This is a genomic window from Polymorphobacter megasporae (genome assembly GCF_018982885.2).
Classification (GTDB): Bacteria; Pseudomonadota; Alphaproteobacteria; order Sphingomonadales; family Sphingomonadaceae; genus Polymorphobacter_B; species Polymorphobacter_B megasporae.
In genome coordinates, this window is the sequence record NZ_CP081848.1 from 3,756,291 (window position 1) to 3,783,093 (window position 26,803).

General features: G+C 64.8%; 17 protein-coding genes. 12 read left to right on the forward strand and 5 right to left on the reverse strand.

The window, feature by feature from the left end:
• The first annotated feature begins 8 nt into the window (after positions 1-8).
• The 6 genes from mobF (at position 9) to KTC28_RS17540 (ending at position 10,699) form a co-directional block, all read left to right on the forward strand.
• Complete coding sequence (gene mobF / locus KTC28_RS17515; RefSeq protein WP_216709204.1) at positions 9-2,747, forward strand: MobF family relaxase; 2,739 nt, start codon at positions 9-11, stop codon at positions 2,745-2,747.
• Positions 2,748-2,963: 216 nt separating this feature from the next.
• The gene (locus KTC28_RS17520) at positions 2,964-3,983 is read left to right on the forward strand and encodes a DNA cytosine methyltransferase (protein WP_216709203.1); all 1,020 of its coding nucleotides are present in this window, start codon (positions 2,964-2,966) and stop codon (positions 3,981-3,983) included.
• Position 3,984: 1 nt separating this feature from the next.
• Positions 3,985-5,610: an AAA family ATPase gene (locus tag KTC28_RS17525; RefSeq protein WP_216709202.1), complete on the forward strand. Its 1,626-nt coding sequence runs from the start codon at positions 3,985-3,987 to the stop codon at positions 5,608-5,610.
• A complete protein-coding gene (locus tag KTC28_RS17530; protein WP_216709201.1) occupies positions 5,588-6,910 on the forward strand; it encodes an LlaJI family restriction endonuclease in 1,323 nt (440 codons plus the stop codon). The genes KTC28_RS17525 and KTC28_RS17530 overlap by 23 nt, the downstream gene beginning before the upstream one ends.
• Before the next feature lie 53 nt (positions 6,911-6,963).
• Positions 6,964-8,412, forward strand: coding sequence for a hypothetical protein (locus tag KTC28_RS17535; RefSeq protein WP_216709200.1), 1,449 nt, complete (start codon positions 6,964-6,966; stop codon positions 8,410-8,412).
• Between the two features lie 355 nt (positions 8,413-8,767).
• The gene (locus KTC28_RS17540) at positions 8,768-10,699 is read left to right on the forward strand and encodes an AI-2E family transporter (RefSeq protein WP_216709199.1); all 1,932 of its coding nucleotides are present in this window, start codon (positions 8,768-8,770) and stop codon (positions 10,697-10,699) included.
• Positions 10,700-11,213: 514 nt separating this feature from the next.
• Here the strand turns inward: KTC28_RS17540 and KTC28_RS17545 are convergent.
• Positions 11,214-11,975 carry a SapC family protein gene (locus tag KTC28_RS17545; RefSeq protein ID WP_216709198.1) on the reverse strand — a complete coding sequence of 254 codons (762 nt, stop codon included), beginning with the start codon at positions 11,973-11,975 and terminating at the stop codon, positions 11,214-11,216.
• A 99-nt stretch (positions 11,976-12,074) separates the two neighbouring features.
• On the reverse strand, positions 12,075-13,478 hold the full coding sequence (locus KTC28_RS17550) for an FAD-binding oxidoreductase (protein WP_255602138.1): 1,404 nt from the start codon (positions 13,476-13,478) through the stop codon (positions 12,075-12,077).
• Positions 13,479-13,620: 142 nt separating this feature from the next.
• Here KTC28_RS17550 and KTC28_RS17555 point away from each other — a divergent pair, with 142 nt between their 5' ends.
• The 4 genes from KTC28_RS17555 to KTC28_RS17570 all read left to right on the forward strand — a co-directional run bounded on the left by KTC28_RS17555 (position 13,621) and on the right by KTC28_RS17570 (position 20,141).
• Positions 13,621-14,025, forward strand: a complete 405-nt coding sequence (locus KTC28_RS17555; RefSeq protein ID WP_216709196.1) for a DUF6491 family protein — start codon at positions 13,621-13,623, stop codon at positions 14,023-14,025.
• A gap of 191 nt (positions 14,026-14,216) precedes the next feature.
• Positions 14,217-17,294 (forward strand): TonB-dependent receptor, encoded by a 3,078-nt coding sequence (locus KTC28_RS17560; protein WP_216709195.1) that lies wholly within the window; start codon positions 14,217-14,219, stop codon positions 17,292-17,294.
• Positions 17,295-17,475: 181 nt separating this feature from the next.
• The gene (locus tag KTC28_RS17565) at positions 17,476-19,068 is read left to right on the forward strand and encodes a DEAD/DEAH box helicase (RefSeq protein ID WP_216709194.1); all 1,593 of its coding nucleotides are present in this window, start codon (positions 17,476-17,478) and stop codon (positions 19,066-19,068) included.
• Positions 19,069-19,340: 272 nt separating this feature from the next.
• On the forward strand, positions 19,341-20,141 hold the full coding sequence (locus tag KTC28_RS17570) for an enoyl-CoA hydratase-related protein (RefSeq protein WP_216709193.1): 801 nt from the start codon (positions 19,341-19,343) through the stop codon (positions 20,139-20,141).
• A 124-nt stretch (positions 20,142-20,265) separates the two neighbouring features.
• Here KTC28_RS17570 and tgt read toward each other — a convergent pair whose 3' ends face one another.
• Positions 20,266-21,402 (reverse strand): tRNA guanosine(34) transglycosylase Tgt, encoded by a 1,137-nt coding sequence (gene tgt, locus KTC28_RS17575; RefSeq protein WP_216709192.1) that lies wholly within the window; start codon positions 21,400-21,402, stop codon positions 20,266-20,268.
• An 81-nt stretch (positions 21,403-21,483) separates the two neighbouring features.
• Here tgt and KTC28_RS17580 point away from each other — a divergent pair, with 81 nt between their 5' ends.
• Positions 21,484-22,815: an MFS transporter gene (locus KTC28_RS17580; RefSeq protein ID WP_216709191.1), complete on the forward strand. Its 1,332-nt coding sequence runs from the start codon at positions 21,484-21,486 to the stop codon at positions 22,813-22,815.
• Positions 22,812-23,732: a cysteine synthase A gene (gene cysK / locus KTC28_RS17585; protein ID WP_216709190.1), complete on the forward strand. Its 921-nt coding sequence runs from the start codon at positions 22,812-22,814 to the stop codon at positions 23,730-23,732. The genes KTC28_RS17580 and cysK overlap by 4 nt, the downstream gene beginning before the upstream one ends.
• Here cysK and KTC28_RS17590 read toward each other — a convergent pair.
• Both KTC28_RS17590 and KTC28_RS17595 read right to left on the reverse strand, forming a co-directional pair.
• Positions 23,674-24,549: a metallophosphoesterase gene (locus KTC28_RS17590; protein ID WP_216709189.1), complete on the reverse strand. Its 876-nt coding sequence runs from the start codon at positions 24,547-24,549 to the stop codon at positions 23,674-23,676. The two genes, cysK and KTC28_RS17590, sit on opposite strands and share 59 nt — an antisense overlap.
• A 23-nt stretch (positions 24,550-24,572) precedes the next feature.
• A complete protein-coding gene (locus KTC28_RS17595) occupies positions 24,573-26,756 on the reverse strand; it encodes a 3-hydroxyacyl-CoA dehydrogenase NAD-binding domain-containing protein (protein WP_216709188.1) in 2,184 nt (727 codons plus the stop codon).
• Positions 26,757-26,803 lie beyond the last annotated feature (47 nt).

Here is a 26,803-nt window from a genome sequence, read left to right on the forward strand (position 1 = left end):
TCGCTAGCATGTTCGTGCTCACCCATGCCGACGGCGTAATCGAGTATCTCTCCGAAGATGCTAATCTGGATTATTGGGAGGCCGACGCCAACCGGCAGACCCGTTGGCTCGGCCAAGGGGCTGAGGAGCTGGGGCTTCGCGGCGAGGTCGATTCCACCGCCTTCGCCCGCCTGCTCGATGGCCATGTTGACGACACGGTGCTCGGCACCGTCCGTGGCGACGTCCGGGAACACAAGCCCGGAACCGACGTGGTGCTCAACGCGCCGAAGTCGGTGTCAGTGATGGCCCTGGTCGCGGGCGACCAGCGGCTGATCGAGGCGCATCTGAGCGCCGTCACGCAGGCGATGGGCTATGCCGAACGGCACGCCGCCGTGGTCCGCATCCGACGCGACAGGGCCACGGTAGAGCATGTAGTCACGGAAAATGCTGTTACCGCCAGCTACCTTCATACCACGGCCCGGCCGACTCCCAGTGCCCCGGCCGACCCCATGCTCCACAGTCACAATATCGTGCTGAATATGAGCCGGCGCGCTGATGGGGAGTGGCGCAGCACCGAGAACTACCATCTGCTGAAGCTGCGTCGGCAGATCGGCAGCGTCTATCTCCAGGAGCTGGCGGCCGAGGCGGGGCGATTGGGCTATTCGGTGACGTTCAACCAGGACGGCACATTCAGGCTTGATGCCGTCCCCCAGGTCGTCGTCGATGCCTTCTCGCATCGCTCAGCCCAGATCGAAGCCGACCTGAAGGCTCAGGGCCACACCCGAGACAGCGCCACCGTCGCACATAAGACCATGATCGCGCGCAAGACTCGCAGCGCTAAGTTGAAGAGTGATGGCGCGGAGCTGGCCGCTGCATGGCGCACCACCGCCGACGCGCTGGGATTCGACTCGGAAGCACGCCACGGCGCCGTTGCCGAGGCAGAGGCCCGCACCCGATCGAAGCGTCTCCGTCTCCGGGGACGGGCACGCGCCGCTGACCAGGCCGTCGCCACCGCCGCCGCTAAACTCGCCGAACGCGACGCAACGTTCTCTGCAGCCCATCTCGAAGGCGAGGCCGCCGTGATGGTGGCGGGCGAGGCCACCCATCAGGATGTGCGGAACGCCGTCATGCGCGCCACCACGCAAGGGGCGCTGCTCCGCCGCCGAGCCCCCCGGGCCGCCTCCGGCAGCGCCGGGTTCACGACCCGCGAAGCCGTCGAGTGCGAACGCACCATGCTCGCGATCGAGGCCGAAGGGCGCAACCGCATCGCGCCACTGCTCGATCCGATCGGGTCGGCGCGCATCGTCGAGGCGGCCGCGATCGGGGCTAAGAATCTCGGTCATGAGTGGAATGACGGGCAGCGCAGTGCCGCGAAGGGGCTGCTGCAGTCTAGGTCGCGCATCACCGGCTTGCAGGGCTATGCCGGCACCGCGAAGACCTCCACCGTCATCCAGGTCGTCGCCGATGCGGCCCGCGCCCAAGGCTATACAGTGCGCGCGCTCGCCCCCACGTCCACCGCCGCCGCGACGCTGGCCGACGCGATCGGAGTGGAGGGGACCACCGTCGCCCATGCTCTGATGCACGGGTTCAATCAGGCCCCAGGCGAGAAGGTCGTCGAGATCGTCGACGAGGCGTCTATGCTCTCGACCATCGACACGGCAAAGTTGCTCGAGCACGCGCGCCGCACCGGCAACCGCCTGTTCTTGGTAGGTGACGTGGCGCAGCTCGGCAGCGTCGAGGCGGGGCGCGCGTTCCACCAGCTCCAGCAGCACGGCATGGCAACGTTCACGCTCGACACGATCGTCCGCCAGACCAACCCGCATACCCGCAAGGCCGTCGAGGCGCTGATCGCCGGCAATGCGACTAAGGCGTTCGCCAGTCTCGACACAGCAGCCGGGGGCACCGCGATCGTCGAGCATGACAAGGCCGAAATCCGCCGCGTCCTGCTGGCGCGGGACTTCCTAAAGCTCAGCCCCGGCGAGCGAGCTGAGACGATCGTGCTCGACCCGACCCGCGATGGCCGGCGGCAACTCGCCAAGACCATTCGCTCCGGCCTAATCCGCGAAGGGGCTCTCGGGGCCGAAGCGGTTGCCGCCACTGTCCTGGAGAGCCGCGACCTCGGCCCCACCGACCGCAAGCGCGCGCTCAACTACCGACACGGCGACGTGATCACGTTCCGCCGCGGTTACCCTAAGAAGGGTGTCGCCACCGGCACCGGCTACATGGTTGCTGAGGTGGACGGCAAGACCGTCCGGCTTATCGACCCCATTGGCAAGGCCATCGCCTGGACGCCGGGGAGCTGGGGATCCACCTCGGCCGAGGTGTTCGCCGAGGTCGAGGCCGAGTTCCGCGTCGGTGACCGCCTCATGTTTGCTCGCAACGATCGCCATCAGGATCGCCGCAACGGCATGGTAGCGATGGTGACAGGCGTTGATCCAGCTCGCGCCGGGGTCATGGTCGCTATGCCCAACGGCACCGAACAGGCGCTCGATCTGCGGCGGATTGGCGATCGGCACGTCCGCCAGGGCTGGGTCCAGACCGTGCATAGCGCCCAAGGGGCTACAGCCAATACCGTGCTCGCCCACCTTGAGAGCTTCCGACAGGGCATCGACGCCCGGTTGCTCTATGTCGCAGTGTCTCGCGCCCGCGATCAGGCCCGTCTCTACACCGATAATCGCATCCGGCTTACTATCGCAACCGACCTGCGCAACGGCTTTCAGACCGCGGCGCTCGACGAAGAAATCGACCTGGGGTTCGGCATGAACTGATGATGAGCCAGGCGTCTGCCCATGCCCACTCGAATGTTCGGTCGAAATTTTTTTGAGATGAAGTCCGCCGCCCTGGAAGGAGACATGGGAGGCTGGTTGGACCTCGAGCTTGGTGCCCTATGAACTTGACCTTCTGTCCTGGGGCTTGCACGTCTGTAGCTTCGAGGTCCGGCTTCGCCTCGGCTGCGGGCTGACAAGCGATAGGGTAAGAACTTAGTGGTTGATTGTATTGGACTTTTTTCTGGAGCCGGCGGGCTTGATGTTGGCGCGAAGCAGGCGGGAGCACGCGTCATCCGCTGCGTCGATTTCGATCGAGACTCGGTGCTGACGCTGCGCGCCAATTTCCCTGAATTGCGTATAGATCATGCCGACATCGCTACCCTTGATTTCCGCGAGCATCAGGGTCGAACGCCCAAGATCATTATCGGCGGACCGCCCTGTCAGCCATTCTCGAAGAACGGTTACTGGGTGAAGAACGTCAATCGTCTAATCGGGCATGATCCGCGAAACATGCTGTCAGAGTTTCTTCGCGCTGTAGAGGACGCCAAGCCAACCGGCTTCTTATTCGAGAATGTCGACAGCTTGATGCATCCCACCAACAAGCATGTCGTTGAGGCGTTCCTCACTACGGCTGATGCGCTCGGCTACCGCTGCACCCTGCATCGAGCCAATTCGGCCGATTACGGTATTCCCCAGAAGCGCAAGCGAGTGTTCATCTTCGGCGTCCGCAAGTATGGGCGGGCCACGCCGCCTGCCCCGAAACCAACCCATTCCGCTACGCCTGAATTGGACGGATTGAAGCCGCATCAGGGCGTTAAGAAGTTTATTAAAGGTTTCGAGGCCAAGAAGTATTTTGAGCCTAGTGAGGTCACTACGGAAGGGACCTACGCGCATGAACTGGCGAGTGTGCCGCCAGGTCGCAATTATATCGCCCTTGCCCAGCTTGAGGGATATCGCGGCCGCACCTTTAGAGCGGGTGGTCGATTCTGGAACTTTCTCCAGAAACTCCACCCCGACGAGCCTTCGATCACCATCGCCGCTCAGCCCGGGCCTTGGGTCGGCCCATTTCATTGGACTAGCAGGCGTCTGCGCGTGCCAGAGATCGCTGGCATTCAGACGTTCCCGAAGGATTATAAGTTTGTTGGCAGCCGTCGCTCGGTTCAAAAGCAGATTGGGAACGCCGTGCCCTGCCTATTGGGCGAAGCGATGGTCCGTCACCTGATCGAGCAGCTATAGTATGGCGAAGATCAGCAAGCAGGCTACGGCGGACGGACGCATGGTCGATGACTTCGACCCCGCCCACCCTACGATGCAGCAGCGAGAGGCTGTGCTTCGCGACGGCTTCGCAGCGCGCGGCTGGAAGATCGACAACATGGCGTCCGACGAGTCCAAAAGACGGACCGTTATGCAGGTCTCGCGCGGGGGCCGGACCTACAAGCTGAATGTGTTCGTCTTCCCCAACCTCGCCTACGCAAGCCGGTCCGACGAGGAGAAGCGCATTCAGCTCAGCCGTGACTATTCCGAGCACAAGCGCGAGTTCGAACTGTCCAACGATGGACCTGAGCGGTGTTTATTGCTCGGTATGTACACCCGCGACGACAAGACAATCGTTTCGGCATGGGATGCTGCCGCTTATCGCAATCACGCACAGCCCAGCAGTTGCTACGTGCGTGTGCCGGCATTGGCGGACGCCATGAGGAATGGCTTCGGCCAGTCGATTGACGGCAAGGGCCGGCTGGTCTGTTGCTTTCAGGCCGACCTAATTGCCTATTATGTCGAGAACATGCGCGACCTTCACGATCGTGTTGTCGTCAACCAGGATTTGATCAAGGCATCCTTGGATGGGGAGCCGGAGGAGTCTACGGCGCGTGGAGGAGGCGAGACAGCCGACAGGGTGGACGTGCCCGCGAATGCCGTTCCAGCCAATCTCCCTCGCAACCGGATACTCTACGGTGCGCCGGGCACCGGCAAGAGCCACCGCCTCGACGGCGAGGTGGGTGCATATTTCGGCGATGAATCGTTGCATGAGCGGGTTACGTTCCACCCGGATTATACATACGGCCAGTTCGTCGGCGCCTACCGGCCGGTGCCGATCTACCGCGAGAGTTCAGGTTCGCTTGTCGCGGCGGACAAGGTGACCGACGCGGGCAAGCACGAGCCTTTAATCGACTATACCTTTGTTCCTGGTCCCTTCCTTCGCTTGCTGGTCCGCGCGATGAAAAATCCGGACCACAAGTTCGTGCTCGTCATCGAGGAACTGAACCGGGCGAACGCGCCAGCCGTATTCGGGGAGGTGTTTCAGCTTCTCGACCGCGATAATCAAGGTCTTGGCAAGTTCCCGGTTACGATGCCGACCGAGGCGCGTGATTACCTGAGGTCACACGGATTGCCGGTGTCGGTCCGCCTTCCTGCCAACCTCTACCTATGGGCCACGATGAACAGCGCAGATCAGGGCGTCATGCCCCTGGATGCAGCGTTCAAGCGGCGTTGGACCTTCGAATATGTGCCTCTGAACGAGTCTCAGGCCGTGACCGCTGGTTGGATGATTCAGCTGACCTTCCTTGGCGGTAGTGTGCCGTGGAACGCTTTTCGAGCCGCGATCAATGATCACCTGCGCACCCGAGAGGTTCCTGAAGACCGACTTCTTGGCCCGTTCTTCATGCGTAAGGAGGAATTGGAGAGCGGGCAGGCGTTCAGGAACAAGTTGCTCCTATACCTTCGCGACGACGTCGTTCGCCACAATCCTGAAGCCCTGTTTAGGGGCGCATCGCTTAGCTATGGTGCGCTCGCTGATGCCTATGAACGCGGCGAGGCAATTTTTGCCGAAGGGATAGACTTCGGTGCAGTCGACCAAGGAAGCTGAACTGCTCACCGAAGAGGAGGTCCTCCCGCCGGCTCGCCTAGCGGCGTTGTTCCCCGCTGCGGAGTTAAGAGACACGCTGCTTCGAAACGGTGTGCTTGTTCCCGACAAGAACGGCGCGTTGCGCGTGCGCTTCGTCGGCGTGGCGGTCGCCGGGGGACGCAGCTTCCAGGTTCTGCCGAAAATTTTCTCGGTGTCATCTACAAATGTCGCCACCACGATGCGCCAGGTCGTTCGCGCGTTGCGCCGCCACGCGCGATGGCAGCCCCAGCGCCAGGACGAAGTTCCCTTCCTCGATCCGACCGCAACCAATACTGAACTTAACGCGCTCGCGATCGCCGATTGGCTGATACGAGACTATTTAAGCGCCGGCATCTATCGACGCCTTCGTGATCGCGAGGAGATTAGCGGTTCGGGGCAAATTAGCTGGCGTCGCACGATCGAGCGCATGACCCCCATTATGTCGGCCGGAAGGCCCGTCTATGTAGATACCGTTACACGCTCGATCGCTCGGGATCGTGATTACTTTGTCAGCCGGTTGCACCGGCAGATCGTGGAAAGCAGCGCACGGTCGTTCGGGCACCTTCTAGGCTACGCGCCGCTCAACCTCGGCCATGAACCTTTCGAGCCGTTCGGAGAGATGCCGGCGCTGTCGTTGTGTCAGGCTCGTATCCGGCAGGAAATGCGCGAAGCCTTTTCCGACCGTGCGATGCAGCTTCTGCCCATGTTGCTTGCGTGGTTGACCGCAATCGACAAGGCCGAGAGCGCCGGCCTTGCACTCTACGGCACGACTTCGTTCTATGACGTTTGGGAGAAAGCGTGTGCGCTGGCGCTCGGCAACGAACGGGATCAGTGGCAAATCCATATCCCCCGTCCTAAGTGGCGCTCCGCCGATGGACGCGAGCAGGAGGCTGACACCTTCGAGCCCGACATCGTGACCCGCATTAAGGACGACTTTGGAGAGCATCTGCTGATAGCCGATGCTAAATACTACAGGCTAGCCATGCCTCCCCTCCTTCAGGGCCAGCCCGGCGTGAACGACGTGGCCAAGCAGCTCTGGTATCAGCGATGCCTTGCAGATGCCGCACGCGACCGTGGCCTCGACCGGACTTACAACATATTCGTGGTCCCCGGCCCCGAGCATGAGGAGGGTTTCTGGTCGGACGGCCAGGTGGACCTTGCCGGCTTGCCCGAAACGACGGTGAAGGTGAAACGACTGTCGGGATTGCTTGCGCTCGAACGGTATGCGGATGGGGCCGCTCTTGATCAAGCGCGGGTAAGGGCAGTGATATTTGCTCCATAATGGAAACGACTACCGCTATCAGGACGTATGTTCGTTGAACAAAGGCGGAACATATGGCAGCAAGCACGAGTGAACTCGCCCCCGAAGGGCGGATTAGGGAGGCCAGCATGAATGTGACGGTATCCGCCGCGCACAGCTTTCAGCAGGTTGCGCAATGCGATTGGTTGGCCGTTCTCGACCAAACGATATCATCGGCTGAGGCAGCTGAGATGGAACTGTCCAGGCAAGGGGAGAATGACCCTTCCGAGCAGCGTAAAGCAAGCGGCTCGTTTTATACTCCAGCGGATGTTGCTTCTCATTTTTGGGACTTGTTCTTCCGACATCACCGGATTTCGGATGTTCGTTCGCTTCTGGCTTTTACGGCATCTCACGAACTAGTAGAACCATCGGCCGGCTCGGGCATGTTCGTGTTTAGCTTCCTGAGGAAGGCCGCTCTGCTCGGGGCTACGCCTGAAAACCTCAACAGCGTGCGCTTCCACGTTGTGGATATCAACTTAGCTGCGCTCAGGTTCTTCTCCGAGCGCCTGCGTACTGTCGAGCATGTGACTGGAGCACGCTTCGACTACATCGGTCCTGCTCAAAGTGACTTCCTTGAATGGTCGAGGGCAAGCGCCATCCCGAACGCTGTTTTCGTGGGCAACCCTCCATTCATTGCTAATATTCGCGGTGCTCGCTGGCGCAATTTGTATGCGGATTTCGTGGAAGCGATGCTCACCTATCCCACCTGTAAGGGCGTTAGTCTCATTCTGCCCCTCTCGGTTTGTTTCAGCCGTGATTATGCGGACTTGCGGTCCGCGATACGATCAGCAGGAATGGGTATTAGCGCGTCCAGCTACGACAACATTCCAGATTGTCTCTTCAAGGTCGGCAAACCTGACAGCACCAACACCAACCGGGCGAACAGCCAGCGTTGCACCATTCTCAACATCGGCGGCTCCGACCCGGCGGCGCGGGAAGCGTCCGCCTTGCTAAGCTGGCCGGCTGGCGGGCGGGTAGAACTGCTTTCAACGGTCCCGAAGTTTCGCGCGTTTAGGGAGGACGATCCCAGTGGGCAGATACCCCGGCCAGCGTCGGACGTGCTTGCCAATCATATGTTGGAGGCCGGCAGCGCTCGCCCGCTTCGCACGTTGCTGTCCAAGTTAGGGCGGCCGGTGTTCTCCGTTGGTGGCGTCGCCCGCAACTACATCGGTATCAGAGACTATGAGGCTGCCGGTCCCGGCACTATTCCTATCAAAGTCGCGTCCGAGCAGGATCGCGGTCTGGTCCTCCAGGCTCTCTCGTCCGAACTCTTTTTCGATTATTGGCGAACTTATGGCGATGGATTCCACGTCACTGTCGAACTAATCGAACGCTTCCCACTAAGCGAAAGCATGGTTTCTCGGTATCGCAGCACAGAGGCGATTGCGCGTCGGGTTTGGGACCACCGTGCCGCGTATGCGAAGGAGAAGCTCAACTCAGGTCGCATTGTTCGCTCATACGATTTTCGTGGTGCGTTCCGCTGATACTCGGGTGAAACTCGGGTGAAAATGACCGAAGTTCGACGTATGTTCGATTGATGTTCTCGTCGTTGGAACGACTAAAACCGCAGTTTTCCGTCGTTGATGCTCCGTCCCACTGTGTTGACATCGCAGGGGTCGCTGGTTCGATACCAGCCGTGCCCACCATTTGATCCAAAGTCTTAGACCGAGCCTTCCGGGGAGCTGCACAGCGCTCCCCGGTTCACTCGACCCTTGCCCGGCAGCACGCAGAAATACCCGCCGATTGATGGTGTCGGTTTCGCGCAAGAAACGTTAGCGTACATCCGGAGGGGCATGCAGGCTGGCGCGGGGCGCGCTGGCCACGGGAGGTACGCTGGAGATGATCGAGATCGACCCGCCTGCGCGCGCCCAGGTCGTGCCCGCCGAGGTTCCCGGCCTCGCGGCGCTGCTGTCGCTCGCGGTCGGGGTGGTGTCGGTTGCCGCGCTGTATCTCGCGCGCGACGTCCTCGTGCCGATCATGCTTGCGATCCTGCTGTCGTTCATCCTGTCGCCGGTGGTCGAACTGCTCCAGCGGCTGCGGTTGCCGCGCGTTCCGTCGGTCGTCCTCGCCGTCGTCATCGCGCTGAGCGTCGCCGGGGTCCTCGCGACGGTGATGGGGACGCAAGTTGCGAGCCTTGCGACCGATGCACCGCGCTATGCGGTGACGATCCGCCACAAGGTCCGCGAGGCGCAGTCGTCGACGATCGGCCAGCTGCCGGCGATGATCGGCGCGCTCGGGCGGCAATTCGATCGCGCCAGCGGCGGGCTTGCCAACCCGGTCCGTGTCGTCAGCGGCCCGCGCGCGCTGCGGACGGCACCGCCGCCGCTGCCGGTCGAGGTGCGCACCCCGCCCTTGTCGCCGATCGCGCTGATGCGTGCGGTTCTCGCCCCGGTCATCGGGCCGCTCGAAACGACGGGCATCGTTGTCATCGTCGCGATCTTCATCCTGCTCCAGCGCGAGGATCTGCGCGACCGGTTGATCCGCATCTTCGGCGCGACCGACCTCCACAGGACGACGACGGCGATGGACGATGCCGCGTCGCGACTGAGCCGCTATTTCCTGACGCAGGTCGCGATCAATGCGCTGTTCGGCACGATCATCGGCAGCGGGCTGTATTTCATCGGCGTGCCCTCTCCCGCCTTGTGGGGAGTGCTCGCCGGGCTGCTCCGCTTCCTGCCGTACATTGGCCCGGTGCTCGCCGCGATCCCGCCGCTGATCCTCGCCGCCGCGGTCGGCCCCGACTGGGCGATGTCGTTCTGGGTTATCGGCTTGTTCCTCGTCGTCGAGCCGATCATGGGCTATGTCGTCGAGCCGATGGTCTATGGCCATTCGACCGGACTTTCGCCGGTCGCGGTGATCGTCTCGGCGATCTTCTGGACATGGTTGTGGGGGCCGATCGGGCTGATCCTGTCGACCCCGCTGACCTTGTGCCTCGTCGTCCTCGGGCGCCACGTCAAACGGCTCGAATTCCTCGACGTCATGCTCGGCGACCGCCCGGCGCTGACCCCGGTCGAGAGCTTCTACCAGCGGATGCTCGCCGGCGACCCCGACGAGGCGCTCGATCAGGCCGAGGCGCTGCTCCGCGACCGGTCGCTGTCGAGCTATTACGACGAGGTCGTGGTCAAGGGGCTGCAGATGGCGGCTGCTGATTGCCTGCGCGGCGTGCTCGACGACGCACGGCTCGACCGGGTGCGCCGTGCCGCGCGCGCGTTGATCGCCGACCTCGCCGGACACGACGACAGCAATCCGCCCCCGGCGCGCGGCACCGCGCCGAACGTCCGGACGCTCGCCGAAAAGGCCTTGCCCGCGACCGCGGCACCAATCGCCGCCGTGCATCCGTTGACCGCGGCATGGCAAGCCAATGGCGCGATCCTGTGCGTCGCGGGTCGTGGGCCGCTCGACGAGGTCGGGTCATCGATCCTCGCGCAGCTGCTCGACAAGCACGACCTCGGCTCGCGGACGGCAACCTACGCCGAGGTCTCGCGCGACCGCATCGCCGAACTCGACGTGTCGGGCGTCCTCGCCGTCGCGGTGACGTACCTCGATCTCGACGGCAACCCAGCGCACCTGCGGACGCTGCTCCGGCGGCTCCACGATCGGCTCCCCGGCGTACCGGTGACGGTCGGGTTGTGGCGGCGCGGCGAGAACGAGCAGGAGTCACCCGACGCCGATCAGGTTGCAGGCAATCTGCGCGAGATGGTCATTCACTGCCGCGACATCGCCGAAGCGGGTGGTGCCGCAGACCGCGATCTGATGGCGGCGTTCGCGTAGGCGGAGCCGGACGTTACCCTCCACGGCCTAGCCGCGCGTCACGCTGTCCTACACGGCCGTGAATGGGTTACTGTCCGACTTCGAGTCGGGTCACGTTGGCCAGACGCTGCGTGCCGTGCTCTTTCTCATTGTTGGCCGGTCTTTTTCCTCAGCTCGTTAAGATGCGAGGCGAAGCGATCTTTCTTGAATCGTGTGGGTGATAGCGGCTGTGCGCGATCGTAATCTCTTGAGTTTACGGGCGTTGCTCTAACGGAAAGTCCCACGAAATCCGGGAGCGATCAAACGTCAAAGCACATGCGTTTGTGTGAACTTATTTTGAACTTAGCATCTGCTATACGCCCAAGTCACTGAATTTGCTCATCCCCTCCCGTTCAGGGCAGCGGCCGGGGATAGGCGAGCCGGCGCGACACTTTTGCCCGGGAAGCCCCCCGAGCGGGCGCAAGCGCGCTGCAATTCTCCCCATCCCCCTTCAGGGGAAAGGGAGCATCAACAGACAGGCGTGACGCGTGAGACCTTATGACTGCGCGGGTGCGATCGACATCACGATGCGCTGGCGCTCGAACAGATGCGTGATCTGCGACAGCGAGAACAGGTGCGCGTAGATCAGGCCCATCATCCCGTTCTGGATCATCTTGCGCGCCTGGTCGCCGCGCAGGGTCTGCAGCTTCTCCTCGGCGACCATGCGGAAACCACGATAGACGCTCGGCTCGGGCATGTCGGGCTGCTGGATCGTGACTTCGCCGTCGGTCAGCAGGTTGAGCTTCTCAAGCTCCTCCATGAAGCCGCGGGTCCGCGCGACCGACTGCTCGAACTGCTCGCAGAACTCGAGGATGCGCTTGGTCGTCGCCGTCGGCTGGTCGCCGTCGAACAATTTGTCCTCGGCGTCGGGGCTGACGATGCCGGTCGTGTCGTCGAAGCAGAGCGACAATTCGGTGGCGTCGGGGCCGAGCTTGGCCAGCATGAACGGATAGCGGCGGACGATCGCCGGAAGATACGCGCCGTCCTCCCACTTGCCGTCGCGGTCGACGTACAGGTTGAGGCCGTCGGTCAGGCTGAGCAATGCGAGCGGCGCGGGGTTCTCGCCCATGCCGAAGATGATCGGGAAGCTCCGCTGGGCGACCGAGAACTCGTCGACAGTCAGCGGAATCGCGTGGGTAATCGAGGTCCAGGCCAGGCTGGTCTGCACCGCGAGGCCATAGTCCTGATGGAACTGGGTCGAGACCGGCACGAGCGAATTGTAGAACAGCGGCAATTGCGACGCGGGCATGGAAGCCATGAACAAGACTTTCGCGAGGGACGGCGGCACCCCCCACGGGTCCGCGTAAGGACGCCGCTGTACGGAGCGACGCGCGCGGGTGCAAGCGCGGGCCGCGCCCTAGCCGACGATCTTGCCCGGGTTCATGATACCGAGCGGATCGAGCGCCGCCTTGATCGCGCGCATCGCGGCGAGCTTGCCCGGGTCGGCGACACGCGCCAGTTCCGCCAGCTTGACACTGCCGATGCCGTGTTCGGCGGCGATCGATCCATGGTGCGACATGACGAGGTCGTTGACTGCTGCCGTGATCGCGGGGCCGTGCGCATCGGCCCATGCCGCGCTGTCGCTCCCTGCGGGCGCGCGGGCATTGAAGTGGACGTTGCCGTCGCCGAGATGACCGAAGGCGAGGACGCGGCTGCCGGGCCAGCGCGCCTCGATGATCGGCGTCGCCTCGACGATGAAGCCAGGCATCCGGGCGACCGGCACCGCGATGTCGTGCTTGACCGCCACCCCGTCGCGCCGCTCGGCCTCGGGCAGGGTTTCGCGGAGCCGCCACAGGGCCGCGGCCTGAGCTTCGGACTGAGCAATGACCGCGTCGGCGACGCCCGCCTCAGCAAGGACGTCCGTTAACGCCGCCGCCAGTCCAGCGTCGGCGCGGACCGAGGTCAGCTCGATCAGCACCTGCCAGTCGTGCGCCTCGGTGAGCGGCGCGCGCAGGCCGTTCGCGACGAGCAGGTCGACTCCCGCCTGCGGGATCAGCTCGAAGCTTTCGACGACGTCGCCGAGACGGTCGCGCAGCATCGCAAGCAGCGCCAGCGCCGCCGCCGGGCTCGCCACCCCGGCCCAAGCGACTGCGGTATCGCGCGGCGCCGGGACCAGCCGCAGGGCGATGCGGGTGACGATGCCGAGCGTCCCCTCCGCTCCGATGAGCAGCTGCTTGATGTCATAGCCGCTATTGTCCTTTATCAATGGATCGAGCTGGGCGAGCACCGCCCCCGACGGCAGCACCGCTTCAATCCCCGCGACGAGCGCGCGCATCGTCCCGTGACGCAGGACCTGCACCCCGCCCGCATTCGTCGCGACGAGCCCGCCGATCGTCGCGCTGCCCTTCGCGGCGATGCTCAGCGGGAAGACTAACCCCGCGGCGCGCGCAGCGGCATGGACGTGCTCGAGGATCGCGCCGGCGCCGGTCACCATCGTCAACCCGGCGCGGTCGGGCGGGTCGATCGTGTCCATCCGGGCGAGCGAGACGATGACGCTATCGCCGGTCGCGCGGGGAATCCCACCGCCGACAAGGCCGGTATTACCGCCCTGCGGGACGATCGCGATGCCGCCCGCCGCCGCCGCGCGGACGATCGCCTTGGTCGCCGCCGTCGTTCGCGGCCAGACGATCAGCCCGGCGGTGCCGTGGACGCGCCCCCGCCAGTCGACCAGGTGCGGGGCGAGCACCGCCGGATCGTCGCTCCACGCACCGTCGCCCGCAGCCTGCTTGATCGCGTCGAACGGGTGAGACTGGTTTACCACACCAGGACCATAAGCCTGACGGTGCCGACGCGAAAGCATCGCTGGACATTGACCCTCCCGGGATCGATCGTCAGGTTGACACCGAGTTTAACGGAAACAGGCAACGCGCTGATTCGTGACAAGCTATAATTGTATCAGTCTGATGTTCCTGCGTGTTCTGTACGTTACGCTGGGCGTTGCTGCGCTCGGTGTGAGCGCCGAGGCGAGCCAGCCGGCGCACGCCGCCCGCGCTCGCGCGCAAGCCGATCATGGCAATGCCGCCGCGAAAGCCGCCGTGCGTGCTGCGAAAACGCGGTGCATCGGGGTCGACCACGTTGCCGGCGCGGTCGTCTTCGGCGACCGAGCCGTCGAGTTATCGATGAACGGCGGTACCCGCTGGCGCATGACCTTCGCCCAGGCCTGCCCGGCGCTAAGCTTCTACCAGGGTTTTTATTACCGTCGCGCGGTCGCTGGCCAGTTGTGCGCCGGGCGCGACGCCGTCATTGCCCGGTCGGGCGGGGAATGCCCGATCGATACGATCGTTAAGGTCGCCGCAGCCCGCCGATAGGGCTCGACTGTGACAAATACGCCACGCCGAAATAGACTTGTCGGCCGGGCGCAGAAATCACCATCGCGGTGTGGACAAGCCGCGCTTCGCCTGTTCAGATGATCACCAACCCGCGCAGTCTTATGCCGTGGGGACGCTGATCGGCGGGAACAACCGCCGGCGGCGAAGGACATAACTTTGGGGAGAAAATCATGCGCTCGATCGCTGTCGCGTCGCGGACCGTTTTGGTTTCCGGCGTATCGCTGCTGGCTTTGTTCAACGCGGGCGCGGGACTAGCCCAAAGCGCCGCAAGCGCCCCCGCCAATCCCGGACAAACTGCCACCGCGCCGACCAGTTCGGGCGGATACAACGCCATCGACGAGATCGTCGTCACCGCGCAGCGCACCTCGCAAAGCCTGCAGGACGTGCCGATTGCCGTGACCGCTTTCACCGCGCAAAGTCTCGCCGCCCAGCAGATCAACAACTCGTCGGATCTCCAGCTGACGCTGCCGAACATCACCTTCACCAAAGGCAACTTCACCACCGGCGTGTTCACCATCCGCGGCGTCGGCGACCTGTGCGTCGGCGTCACCTGCGATTCGGCGACTGCGATCCACGTCAACGACCTGCCGCTGTTCAACACGCGCATCTTCGAAACCGACTACTTCGACCTCGAGCGGGTAGAGGTGCTGCGCGGCCCGCAGGGCACTTTGTACGGCCGCAACGCCACCGCCGGCGTCGTGAACTTCATTACCGTCAAGCCCGACTTGAAGGCGCTCCACGCCTCGGTCGAGGGTGAGTACGGGAATTACAACGACATCCGCATCAAGGGCATGATCAACGTGCCGCTTACCGACACGCTGGGTGTCCGCTTTGCCGGTACTTATCTCAAGCGCGACGGCTATACCCAGAACCTCTATAACAACACGGGCATCGACGGCCGCGACGAATATGCGCTGCGCGGCTCGGTGCGCTGGCGCCCCGAGCCGAACACCACGATCGACCTGATGGGCTATTACTTCCACGAGAACGATAGCCGCCTGCGCAACCAGAAGCAGCAGTGCCTGCGCGACCCGACCGGCGTCCTCGGCTGCTTGCCCGGCGGGCTGACGACGGCTTCTGGACAGAACGGCGTGACCAACGCCAATGCGACGATCGCGAGCCTCTTCGTGTCGCAGCAGTTCCTCGGTTCGCCGGCGATCTTCGGCGCGTTGGCCCCCGCGCTCAAGCCGCTGGCGATCGCCAACCTCTACGGCCCCGATGCCTATGGGGCCGCGATAAACCCGCAGGATCCTCGGCAGGTCTATACCGCTTACCAGCCGAGCTATTTCTCCGACGAGATCAACGCGACGATCAAGATTGAGCACGATTTCGGCAAGGTTAAGCTCGACGTCTCGGGCCTCTACCAGCGCAACTCGGTCGACTCGAGCCAGGACTATGACCTCGCGCTCAACAGCGGCACGCTTGCCGCGCAGGGCCTGACCGTCGCGTCGATCTACGGTGCCGGAGGTGCCGGTGCATTGTCGCCCGCGCTGGCCCCGTTTGCCGCTGCTTTGTCGCAGATCAAGCCCGCTCTGTCGGCGTTGATCCCGAATGGCGTCGGCGGGCCATATTGTACCTCGACCCCGTTCGATACGACCGGGACCGGCGCTTTCGGCGGCCATTCGGTCTGCGGGGCCGTCCCGCTCAACGCCGACCGCTCGGTGCAGCGCGACGAGGGCTATACCGGCGAAGCGATCCTGACGACGCAGTTCGACGGCAAGCTCAACTTCTTGTTCGGCGGCATCTACAACAGCTTTAAGACCAGCGAGAACAGCTATTACGTCAACGCTTTCGGGCTCGACTACGGTTCGGCTGTCCTCGGCCTGGCGAATACAATCGGCAGGCAGTTGGCGGGACAGACGACCTTTCCGAGCAGCTACGAAGCGTCGCCTTATTATCGGAACAATACCAATTATTATAAGCTGACGTCGTACGGTCTGTTCGGTGAGGCCTATTTGCAGGCGACTGATCGCCTCAAGCTGACTGTCGGTTTGCGCTACAACAACGACCAGAAGACGGTCAGCGCGCGTACGACGCTCTTCTCGGATTCGGCTGGGACCGCGGTCCTCGTGCCATACGGCTCCTCGAACATCACCCAGGCCTTCAACTACGGCAACCTGGACTATGATGCGGTCAACGCTGGCAACCAGCTCTTCCAGACCGCGAAGGTGGGCTTCTCCGAGGTCACCGGACGCGCCGTCCTCGACTATAAGATCACCGACCAGAACCTGCTGTATGCGTCTTACTCGCGCGGCTACAAGTCGGGCGGCATCAACCCGCCGCTGTCGCCGGGGGCCGGCGTGCCGGTCGCCTTCAGCCCCGAGTTTATCGACTCGTTCGAGATCGGATCGAAGAACACCTTCCTCGACGGTACGGTTCGCCTGAACCTCGCGGCGTTCTACTATAAGTACAAGAACCTGCAGATCAGCCGCATCGTTCAGCGGACCGCGGTCAACGACAACATCAACGCCGACATCTACGGTGTCGAAGCCGATGCGATCATCGAGCCGATCCGTGCCTTCGCGGTCAACCTCGGCTTCAGCTACCTGAAGACCAAGGTCGTCGGCGACTCGTTCTTCGCCAATCCCCGCGACCCGTCGGGCGGTCGTGGCGACGCGGTGATCATCAAGGACATCACCACCGCCGCCAACTGCGCCGTCGTCCCGAAGGTCGCCGGCAACGCGGCTGGCGCACAGGGATATGTCACCGCGATCAACAGCGGGATCGGCCTCAACGGTCCGACACCGTTCCCGACGGGCAGCGGTATCCAGGGCAACACCACCGGCGCGTTCGGCATCTGCAGTGCGCTTGCTGCAAACGCGGCGACGGTGGGCACGCTGTTCGGTGGCGTCAACGTCGCCAACGATGGTGTGCAGGTCAATGTTCGTGGCAACCAGCTGCCACAGTCGCCTAAGTTCAAGGCTTCGGCAGGCGCGCAGTACACTATCGATCTCGGCACCGGCGGCATCAACGTGGTTCCGCGGTTCGATATCGCCCTGACCGGTGAAAGCACGGGAAGCATCTTCAACGACAATGCTGACCGCATCCCGTCGTACTACATCATGAACGCGCAGGTTCAGGTGAACGGCAAGGACGACCGCTGGTTCGTTCGTGGCTTCATCCAGAACATCGCCAACAACAATGCGACGACCGGCCTGTATGTGACCGACCAGTCGTCGGGCCTGTTCACCAACATCTTCACCCTCGAGCCGCGGCGCTACGGCATCGCCGGCGGTATCAAGTTCTAGTATCCAACGCGCCGGACGATAAAGGGCGGGGAGCAATCCCCGCCCTTTATTTTGCGCGCTCATCATCGCTTCCTACCAGATTCGCGCGTCATTCATTGACTTTCGACGCAAAAGCGCGCCAAGCGCGGGGCGAAGCGTGGGCGATCGCGGTTGGACCGCCCCCTGGATCCCAAGGACCCGCATGAGTTTCGAAGCACTGGGCTTGTCGGAGGAGTTGCTCCGCGCGGTCGGCGATAGCGGGTATACGACCCCGTCGCCGATTCAGGCGAGCGCGATTCCGAGCGTGCTGATGGGGCGCGACATCATAGGTGTCGCCCAGACCGGTACCGGCAAGACCGCCTCGTTCGTTCTGCCGATGATCGATATTCTTGCGCAGGGCCGCGGCCGCGCGCGGATGCCGCGATCGCTGATCCTTGAGCCGACCCGCGAGCTGGCGCAGCAGGTCAGCGAGAATTTCGTCAAGTACGGAAAGTACCACAAGCTCAACATGGCGCTGCTCATTGGCGGCGTGTCGATGGGCGACCAACTCGCCGCGCTCGAGAAGGGCGTCGACGTCCTGATCGCGACCCCGGGCCGCCTGATGGATCTGTTCGGCCGCGGCAAGATCATGCTCAACAACTGCGGTTTGCTCGTCATCGACGAGGCCGACCGGATGCTCGACATGGGGTTCATCCCCGACATCGAGGAAATCTGCACCAAGCTTCCCGCCGTGCGCCAGACGCTGTTGTTCTCGGCAACGATGCCGGGGCCGATCAAGAAGCTCGCCGACCGCTTCATGTCGGACCCGAAGACGATCGAAGTCGCTCGCCCCGCGTCGACCAATGCCTCGATCGCGCAGTTCATCGTCGAGACGAGTTCGCGCGGTAAGCGCGCGGCGCTGCGCAAGCTGCTCAGCGACCCCGAGGTCAAGAATGCCATCGTCTTCTGCAACCGCAAGAAGGACGTTCGCGAGCTCGCCGACGTGCTCAAGAAGGCCGGGCTGTCGGCTGGGCAGATCCACGGCGACATGGATCAGGGCGACCGCATTCGCGAACTCGACCGCTTCAAGTCGGGCGCGATCCTTGTCCTCGTCGCCTCCGACGTCGCCGCGCGCGGGCTCGATGTGCCCGGCGTCAGCCACGTCATCAACTACGACGTGCCGCACCATGCCGAGGATTATGTCCACCGCATCGGGCGGACCGGGCGCGCCGGGCTGACCGGCATTGCCTATACGCTCGCGACACCTGAGGAGGCCGATAATCTCCACGAGGTCGAGAAACTGATCGGGCACAAGGTCCCGCGTCATGCTGCCAACGCCGCTGTCCCCGACGAGGTCGAAGATGCCGCCGAGACGATCGCGGTCCCGGTCGACGCGCTCCCGGTCGCCGAGGCCGCTCACGACGTCGATGGAGCCGAACACGCTGCCGGCGAGGCCGCGGTGCCAAGCAGCAGCGACGCCCCACGCCCGCGCCGCCGCCGTGGCGGACGAGGCCGCAAGCCCGAGGGCCAGCGCTCCGAGACCGAGGCGAACGAGCCGACGAGCGCCGCACCGAAGGCCGCCGAGCCGCGTGCGAACGAACCCCGTAGCGCCGAACCTGCCCGCGCTGCCGAACCCACCCGCGCGACCGCACCCCGCGAGCAGCCGCGCCAGTCTCGCGAACCCCGCCGCGACGACAAACGTCGCGATGAGGGCCGCCGTGATGAGGGCCGCCGCCACTCGAACGACGACGGCCCGAGCGAGATCGGCTTCGGTAACGACGTCCCGGCGTTCATGTTGGTCAAGGCGCGCGGCTGAGCAGCTAACCAAATAGGCCGCTTCGGTCGCTAAGTTCAAATTAAGTTCACACTAAAGTCGATGTTTTGCGACTTCGGCGATTCCGTAGAAAAGCTGCAGGTCCGCGCCGCCGCCCGGCGCGACGATTGAGAGTAGTGAGCGGCGGTGAATTCATAACTCTCCTTCGGTCGACGTTCGGGGCGGGACGCTAGTCGCGTCCGCCCCCTGTAGGACAGCGGTTTCTCGCGCGATGATTCGCGGCTAGGATCGCGACAAAATCACGGGGAGCGACCATGGACTACGAGCATATCCTGTTCACCGAAGCCGACGGCGTCGCGACGCTGACGCTCAACCGCCCTGCTGCGCTCAACGCGCTGACGACCGACCTGATCGCCGAGATGATCGACGCGGTCGACCGCGTCCGCGACGAGGGGACCGCGCGGGCGTTGCTGCTGACCGGCGCGGGCCGCGCGTTTTGCAGTGGCGCCGACCTCGCCACCGGCGGCGCAACCGGATCGGCGCAGGGGCGCGGCCCGATCGACGCCGGTCACCGCCTCGAAACTCATTTCAATCCGTTGCTCGAACGGCTGTTCGCGCTTCCGGTCCCGTTCGTCACCGCGATCAACGGCCCGGCGGCGGGGGCGGGCTGCTCGTTCGCGCTCGCGGGCGACATCGTCGTTGCGGGGGACAGCGCGTATTTCCTCCAGGCCTTCGTCAACATCGGCCTCGTTCCCGACGTCGGCTCGACGTGGCTGCTGCCGCGGCTCGCGGGCAAGGCGCGCGCGCAGGGGATGATGATGCTCGGCGAGAAAATCCCGGCAGCGACCGCGCTCGACTGGGGGATGATCTGGCAGGTCGTTCCCGACGCCGACCTGATGGCGACGGCGAACGCGCTGGCGACGCGCCTCGCGGCAGGGCCGACGAAGACGTACGCGCTGATCCGGCAGGGTATTCGCGACAGCCTCGATGCATCGCTGACCGGGGCGCTGGCGATCGAGCGGCGCAATCAGCGGAGTGCCGGGCGGTCGACCGATTTCGGCGAGGGGGTGGCGGCGTTCCTGCAGAAGCGGAAAGCCGTTTTCGGCGGGAAGTAGACTACTCCCTCTCCCCTCGAGGGAGAGGGACGGTTGCGCCCTTCGCGCAACCAGGGTGAGGGTGAGGTCTCCGTATTACGAGCCACTCACCCTCACCCTGGCGCAAGCGCGCCGTCCCTCTCCCTCAAGGGGAGAGGGAAGAGTAGCGCGCGAGAAACTTAGCGGCGAACGCCTTCACCCGCTCCTCCCCGATCGCCCCCCGCAAATCCGCCATCAGCGTCTCGTAAAACCAAATATTATGCTCGGTCATCAGCATCGCCCCGAGGATCTCGTCGCTTCGCACTAAATGGCTCAGATACGCCCGGCTCGCGCTCGCACACACCGGGCACGGGCAATCGGCGTCGAGCGGCGCCTGATCCTCGACATACTTTGCGTTCCGCAAGTTGAGCGGTCCGTCGCGGGTGAACGCCTGCCCCGTCCGCCCCGAGCGCGTCGGCAGGACGCAGTCGAACATGTCGACCCCGCGTAGCACCGCGCCGACGATGTCGTCGGGTTTGCCGACGCCCATCAGATAGCGCGGGCGGTCGGCGGGGAGCTGCGCGCAGGCGAAGTCGAGCACGCCGAGCATCGCCGCCTGCCCCTCCCCGACCGCGAGCCCGCCAATCGCATAACCATCGAAGCCGATCTCGGTCAGCGCCGCCGCCGACTCGCCGCGCAGCGCCTCGTCGAGTCCGCCTTGCTGGATGCCGAAGATCGCCGATGCCTCGGCGTGCGCGCCGCCGCTATCGAAGCCGTCGCGCGAGCGTCTCGCCCAGCGCATCGACCGCCGCATCGCGTTAGCAACCGCCTCGGGCGTGCCGGGCAGCGCGACTAGCTCGTCGAACGCCATGACGATGTCGGAGCCGAGCAGCCGCTGGATCTCGATCGAGCGTTCAGGCGTGACCGCATGCTTCGATCCGTCGCGGTGCGAGGCGAAGGTCACCCCCTCCTCGGTAATCTTGGTCAGGCTCCCAAGGCTCATCACCTGATAGCCGCCGCTGTCGGTCAGGATCGGGTGCTCCCAGCCCATGAACTTGTGGAGGCCGCCGAGCCGCGCGATCCGCTCGGCGGTCGGGCGAAGCATCAGGTGATAGGTGTTGCCGAGGATGATGTCGGCCCCCGACGCGCGCACCTCCGCCGGGCGCATCGCCTTGACGGTGGCAGCGGTCCCGACCGGCATGAAGGCAGGGGTGCGGACCGTACCGCGGCGCAGGGCGATCGAGCCGGTGCGCGCCGCGCCGTCGGTTGCAGCAATGGTGAAGGCGAAGCGAGGGGGAGTCATTGCGGGGAGATAGCGAGGTTGCGCGCGTCCGTCACTTCCTCTGCCCATCGGGCTCGGACGAGAACGAGAGTTCGGGACGCAATGGTTTCTTGCCCTATCGCCCGTCGCTACCTTAACACCCTCCGCGTGAACCCCTTCGCCATCCCCAACTTCCGCGCCTTCTTCGCCGCGCGGGTCGCCGCCAACGTCGCCAGCGCGATGCTCGTCATCGTCATCGGCTGGCAGGTCTACGACATCGCGCGGCTGACGATGTCGACCAAGGACGCGGCGTTCCTGCTCGGCATGATCGGGCTCGCGCAGTTCCTGCCGCTGTTCGCCTTGACGCTCGTCGTCGGCTACGTCGCCGACCGGGTAGACCGGCGGTACATCGCGCGTGCCGCGACCGCGCTGGTGTTGTTCTGTGCGGCGCTGCTCGGCGGGCTCGCACTCGCGCACAACGTCACGCTGACGGCGTTGTTCGTCGTCGCGGTCCTGCTCGGCGTTGGGCGCGCATTTATCGGCCCGGCGCTGTCGGCGCTCGCCCCCAATTTGGTCCCGCGCGAGATGCTGCCGACCGCAATCGCGTGGAATTCGATCGGCTGGCAGGGCGGCGGGGTCGTCGGGCCGCCGCTTGGCGCGTTCCTGTATGCGGCCTCCCCCGCCGCGCCATATCTTCTCGCCACGGTCCTATTCGCGATCGCGCTCGTGGCGCTGTTCATGATCACCCCCGTCCCGCGCCCTGCGCGGTCGCTGCTGAGCCCGTGGCGCGCGACGCTCGAGGGGCTCGGCTATGTCCGCCATAACCAGATCGTCCTCGGGGCGATCAGCCTCGACCTGTTCGCGGTGCTGCTTGGCGGCGCGACCGCGATGCTGCCGGTTTATGCCCGCGACGTCCTCCATGTCGGTGTCGCCGGGCTGGGGCCGTTGCGCGCCGCCCCGGCGGCGGGCGCGGCGATCACCGCGCTGCTGCTGACGCGGCTGCCAATCACGCGCCATGTCGGGGTCAAGATGTTCGCCTGCGTCGCGCTTTTCGGCATCTCGACGATCGTCTTCGGCCTGTCGAAGGACCTGTACCTATCGCTCGGCGCGCTGGCGGTGCTCGGTGCGGCCGACATGATCTCGGTCTATGTCCGCTCGTCGCTGATCCAGCTCCACACCCCCGACGCGATGCGCGGGCGGGTGTCGGCGGTGTCGTCGGTCTTCATCTCGGCATCGAACGAGCTTGGCGAGTTCGAGAGCGGGCTGACCGCGGCGTGGCTCGGCCCGGTCGAGGCGGTCGTTGCCGGCGGCGTCGGTGCGGTCGCGGTGACGCTGATCTGGGCGTGGCAATTCCCGGCGCTTCGCCGCGCCGACCGCTTCGTCGCCCCCGAAACGTCCTCGCCCGCGGCGATCGAAATTGCTATTGAAACCGAGCAAGCGGAGACAGCGCGATGAAAGCAGATTCGATCCTCGCCACGATCGGCAACACGCCGCACATCCGCATGGCGCGGCTGTTTCCCGACCACGAAGTCTGGATCAAGTCCGAGCGGTCGAACCCCGGCGGGTCGATCAAGGACCGCATCGCACTGGCGATGGTCGAGGCCGCCGAAGCCGACGGCTCGCTCAAGCCGGGCGGGACGATCGTCGAGCCGACCAGCGGCAACACCGGCATCGGCCTCGCGCTCGTCGGCGCGATCAAGGGCTACAAGGTCATCCTCGTCATGCCCGATTCGATGTCGATCGAGCGGCGGCGGCTGATGCTCGCGTACGGCGCGACCTTCGACCTGACGCCGCGCGCGGGCGGCGTAAAAGCCGCGATCGAACGCGCGCACGAGATCGTCGCCTCGACTCCGAACAGCTGGATGCCGGGGCAGTTCGAGAACCCGGCGAACGTCGCGGTCCACGTCCGCACCACCGCGCGCGAGATCCTCGAGGATTTCGACGAAATGCCGATCGACGCGATGATCACCGGCGTCGGCACCGGCGGCCACATCACCGGCGTTGCCGAGGCACTCAAGCCGATCTGGCCGAAGCTCAAGGTGTTCGCGGTCGAGCCGACGACGTCGCCGGTGATCTCGGGCGGCCAGCCGGGGCCGCACGCGATCCAGGGCATCGGCGCGGGCTTCATCCCGGAGAATTTGCACACGCAGATCCTCGACGGCGTCATCCAGGTCGACCCTAACGATGCGAAGGCGTGGGCGGTCCGGGCGGCGAAGGAAGAGGGCATGCTCGTCGGCATCTCGTCGGGGGCGACCTTGTGCGCGATCGCGCAGAAGCTCCCCGAACTGCCGGCGGGGTCGCGCGTCCTCGGCTTCAATTACGATACCGGCGAGCGTTATCTGTCGGTCCCGGACTTCCTGCCGACCGAGTAAGGCTCCACCCGTGGAGGGTGATGAGGACGATCTCGGGGGGTACACCGAGGCGGATCGGCACCGTCGTCGTGCCGACGCCCGACGAGACGATCAGCCGCCGTCCGCCCTCGACGAATAGTCCGCGGCGGTGCTCCCGGCCGAACTCGGTCCCGATCCACGGCGCGCCGATCAACGGCCAGCTCATCTGGCCGCCGTGGGTGTGCCCGGCAAGCGTCAGCGCGACCGACGCTGGAACCTGAACGAAATTGTCGGGCTCGTGCATCAGCAGGATCACCGGCTTGCCCGGCGGGATGCCCGCGAGCGCGGCGGCGACGTTCGGGCTGCCGGTCGTCAGGTCGTCGACCCCCGCGATGATGATCGGACCGGCATCGGCCCAGCGGTTCCGGAGGTACGTCATCCGATAGCGCGGCAGGACGATCGGCGACCAGAAGGCGTCGTCATGATTGCCGCGCACCGCGAATGTCCCAAGCCGCGACCGCAGCGCGCGGAACGGCTTGACGACCTTGTCGAGGTTGGTCGGCGTACTGACGAACAGCTTCTCGCCCTGATAGTCGCCGGTCAGCACGATCAGGTCGGGCTTGAGCGCGTTCGCCTGCGCGATGATCGCATACAGCCGGTCGATCGGCATGTCGGGCAGCCCGGCGTGGGTGTCGCTGAGCTGGACGATGCGGAGCGGGGCTTGCCCGACCGGCCATTTCGGAACCGCGACGTCGTAGCGGACGACGACCGGCACGCGCGTCGCTTCGTGCCATCCGGCAATGACGAACGCGGCGAGCAGCAGGATGGCGAGAAGGAGGCAGGCAAGGAGGCGGCGCACGCCACCTCCTCGCCGATCAGATGCTACGCCGCAAGCTTCGCTGCCGCGCGTCCGTAGAATGTTTCGCCCTTCGCCGCCATATCGCGGAGCAATTGCGGCGGGGTGAAGCGGTCGCCGTGGCGCTGCGTCAGCCCGTCGAGGATCGCGACGACGGTCTCCAGCCCGAGCGTGTCCATGTGGCTGAACGGACCGCCGGTGAACGGCGCGAAGCCCCAGCCGAAGATCGCACCGAGGTCGCCGTCCTCGGGCGTCTCGAGCACGCCCTCGGCGAAGCACCGTGCGCATTCGACCATCTGGCGATACAACAGTCGCTCGCGGATCGCCTCAGGGGTCGCGTCGCTATGCTCGCCTGGCGTTGCGACGGTGGCCGACAGTTCGGGCCACAGATACTTCTTCGCCGGCGCTTCGGGATAAACATAGAAGCCCTTGCCGTTCTTGCGCCCGAAGCGGCCGAGCTCGTTCATCGTCGCGATGACCTCCTCGCTCGGGCTCGACTTGTAGGCGTCGCCGAGATCGGCGCGGGTCTGCTTGGCGACCTTCAAAGACAGGTCGAGTCCGACCTCGTCGTTGACCGCGAGCGGGCCGACCGGCATTCCCATGTGCTTGCCGACGTTCTCGATCAGCGCCGGACCAACGCCCTCGGCGAGCAATGCCAGCCCTTCCTGCACATAGGTGCCAAAGCAGCGCGAGGTGTAGAAGCCGCGGCTATCGTTGACGACGATCGGCGTCTTGCGGATCGCCGCGACGAAATCGAGCGCCTTAGCGATCGCCTCGGGGCCGGTTTCCTTGCCGACGATGATCTCGACGAGCGGCATCTTCTCGACCGGCGAGAAGAAGTGGATCCCGATGAAGTTCGCCGGCTTCGACCAAGCCTCGGCGAGGCCGGTGATCGGCAGCGTCGAGGTGTTCGAACCGAAGATCGTGTCGGCACCGACGACCGCCTCGACGTGCTTGGTCACCTCGGCCTTGATCCCGCGATCCTCGAACACCGCCTCGATGATCAGGTCGCAACCCGCGAGGTTGGCGTAATCGGCGGTCGGGTGGATCCGCGCGAGCAACGCCTCCATCTTGGCCGGGTCGGTGCGCTTCTTCGCCAGCCGGTCGGCGGTGTACTGCTTGCCCTTCTCGGCAGCCGCTATGTCGCGGTCGAGCAGGACCACGTCGATCCCGGCCTGCGCGGCGACCATCGCCACGCCCGCGCCCATCAGCCCGGCACCGAGCATCGCGATCTTCTTCGGCGGCATTGCGGCCACGTTCTTCGGGCGGCGCGCACCCTTTTCAGCCGCCTGCTTCGAGACGAACAGCGAGCGGATCATGTTTCCTGCCTGCGGGTCGGAAACGACCTTCGCCATGTATTTGGACTCGACGCGAAGCGCGGTGTCCATCGGCAACTGCGTGCCCTCGTACACCGCCGACAGCATCGCGATCGGGGCGTTCATATTGTGATTGGTCTGCTTGGCCACCATCGCATTGCCCGCCATGAAAGTCTGGGCGAAGTTCGGGTTCATCGCGCCGACGCCGCCGGGGAACTTGAAGCTCTTCTCGTCCCACGGCTGGGTGAACTTGGTCGGGTTCGCCATGACCCACGCCTTCGCGTTGGCAACCACGTCGGCAGCGGGGGCAAGGGCGTGGACCACACCGAAGCCGAGCGCCTCTTGGGGGCTCATCGACTTGCCCTGGAGCAAATACATCAACGCCGGCTGGACGCCCATCAAGCGCGGCAGCCGCTGGGTTCCGCCCGCGCCGGGGAACAGCCCGACGAGGACTTCGGGCAGGCCGAGCTGGACCTTCGGGTTGTCGCTGCAGACGCGGTAGTGGCACGCGAGCGTCAGTTCGAGCCCGCCGCCGAGCGCGAGACCGTTGATCGCCGCTGCGACCGGCTTGCCGCATGTTTCGAGGCTGCGGAACAGCTGGTTCAAGCGGAAGACATTGTCGAACAGCTTGGCCATCCGCGATTTGCCGCCGTCGGAACGGGCACCGCCGACAAGCCCGCCCATCCCCTTGAGGTCGGCCCCGGCCATGAAGCCCGATGCCTTGCCGCTGGTGATGACGACGCCCTTGATCGCCGCATCGGACTTGATCGTCTCGATCGCGGCGGCGAGGTCGGTGGTGAAATCGGCGTTAATGACGTTCATCGACTGGCCGGGCAGGTCGATCGTCAGGGTCAGGATGCCGTCGGCGTCGAGGTCGTGGTGGAGCGTGGTCATGGCGATAGTCCCCAAATTTCTGCTGTCAGCTCCGCGAAAGCGGAGAC

Coding starts and splice junctions, on each gene's coding strand:
- KTC28_RS17570 (WP_216709193.1), top strand. CDS start 19,341: ATGGACTACGAGCATATCCTGTTCACCGAAGCCGACGGCGTCGCGACG.
- KTC28_RS17525 (WP_216709202.1), top strand. CDS start 3,985: ATGGCGAAGATCAGCAAGCAGGCTACGGCGGACGGACGCATGGTCGAT.
- KTC28_RS17580 (WP_216709191.1), top strand. CDS start 21,484: ATGGTTTCTTGCCCTATCGCCCGTCGCTACCTTAACACCCTCCGCGTG.
- KTC28_RS17545 (WP_216709198.1), bottom strand. CDS start 11,975: ATGGCTTCCATGCCCGCGTCGCAATTGCCGCTGTTCTACAATTCGCTC.
- tgt (WP_216709192.1), bottom strand. CDS start 21,402: ATGACTCCCCCTCGCTTCGCCTTCACCATTGCTGCAACCGACGGCGCG.
- KTC28_RS17540 (WP_216709199.1), top strand. CDS start 8,768: ATGATCGAGATCGACCCGCCTGCGCGCGCCCAGGTCGTGCCCGCCGAG.
- mobF (WP_216709204.1), top strand. CDS start 9: ATGTTCGTGCTCACCCATGCCGACGGCGTAATCGAGTATCTCTCCGAA.
- KTC28_RS17535 (WP_216709200.1), top strand. CDS start 6,964: ATGGCAGCAAGCACGAGTGAACTCGCCCCCGAAGGGCGGATTAGGGAG.
- KTC28_RS17555 (WP_216709196.1), top strand. CDS start 13,621: ATGTTCCTGCGTGTTCTGTACGTTACGCTGGGCGTTGCTGCGCTCGGT.
- KTC28_RS17560 (WP_216709195.1), top strand. CDS start 14,217: ATGCGCTCGATCGCTGTCGCGTCGCGGACCGTTTTGGTTTCCGGCGTA.
- KTC28_RS17595 (WP_216709188.1), bottom strand. CDS start 26,756: ATGACCACGCTCCACCACGACCTCGACGCCGACGGCATCCTGACCCTG.
- KTC28_RS17565 (WP_216709194.1), top strand. CDS start 17,476: ATGAGTTTCGAAGCACTGGGCTTGTCGGAGGAGTTGCTCCGCGCGGTC.
- cysK (WP_216709190.1), top strand. CDS start 22,812: ATGAAAGCAGATTCGATCCTCGCCACGATCGGCAACACGCCGCACATC.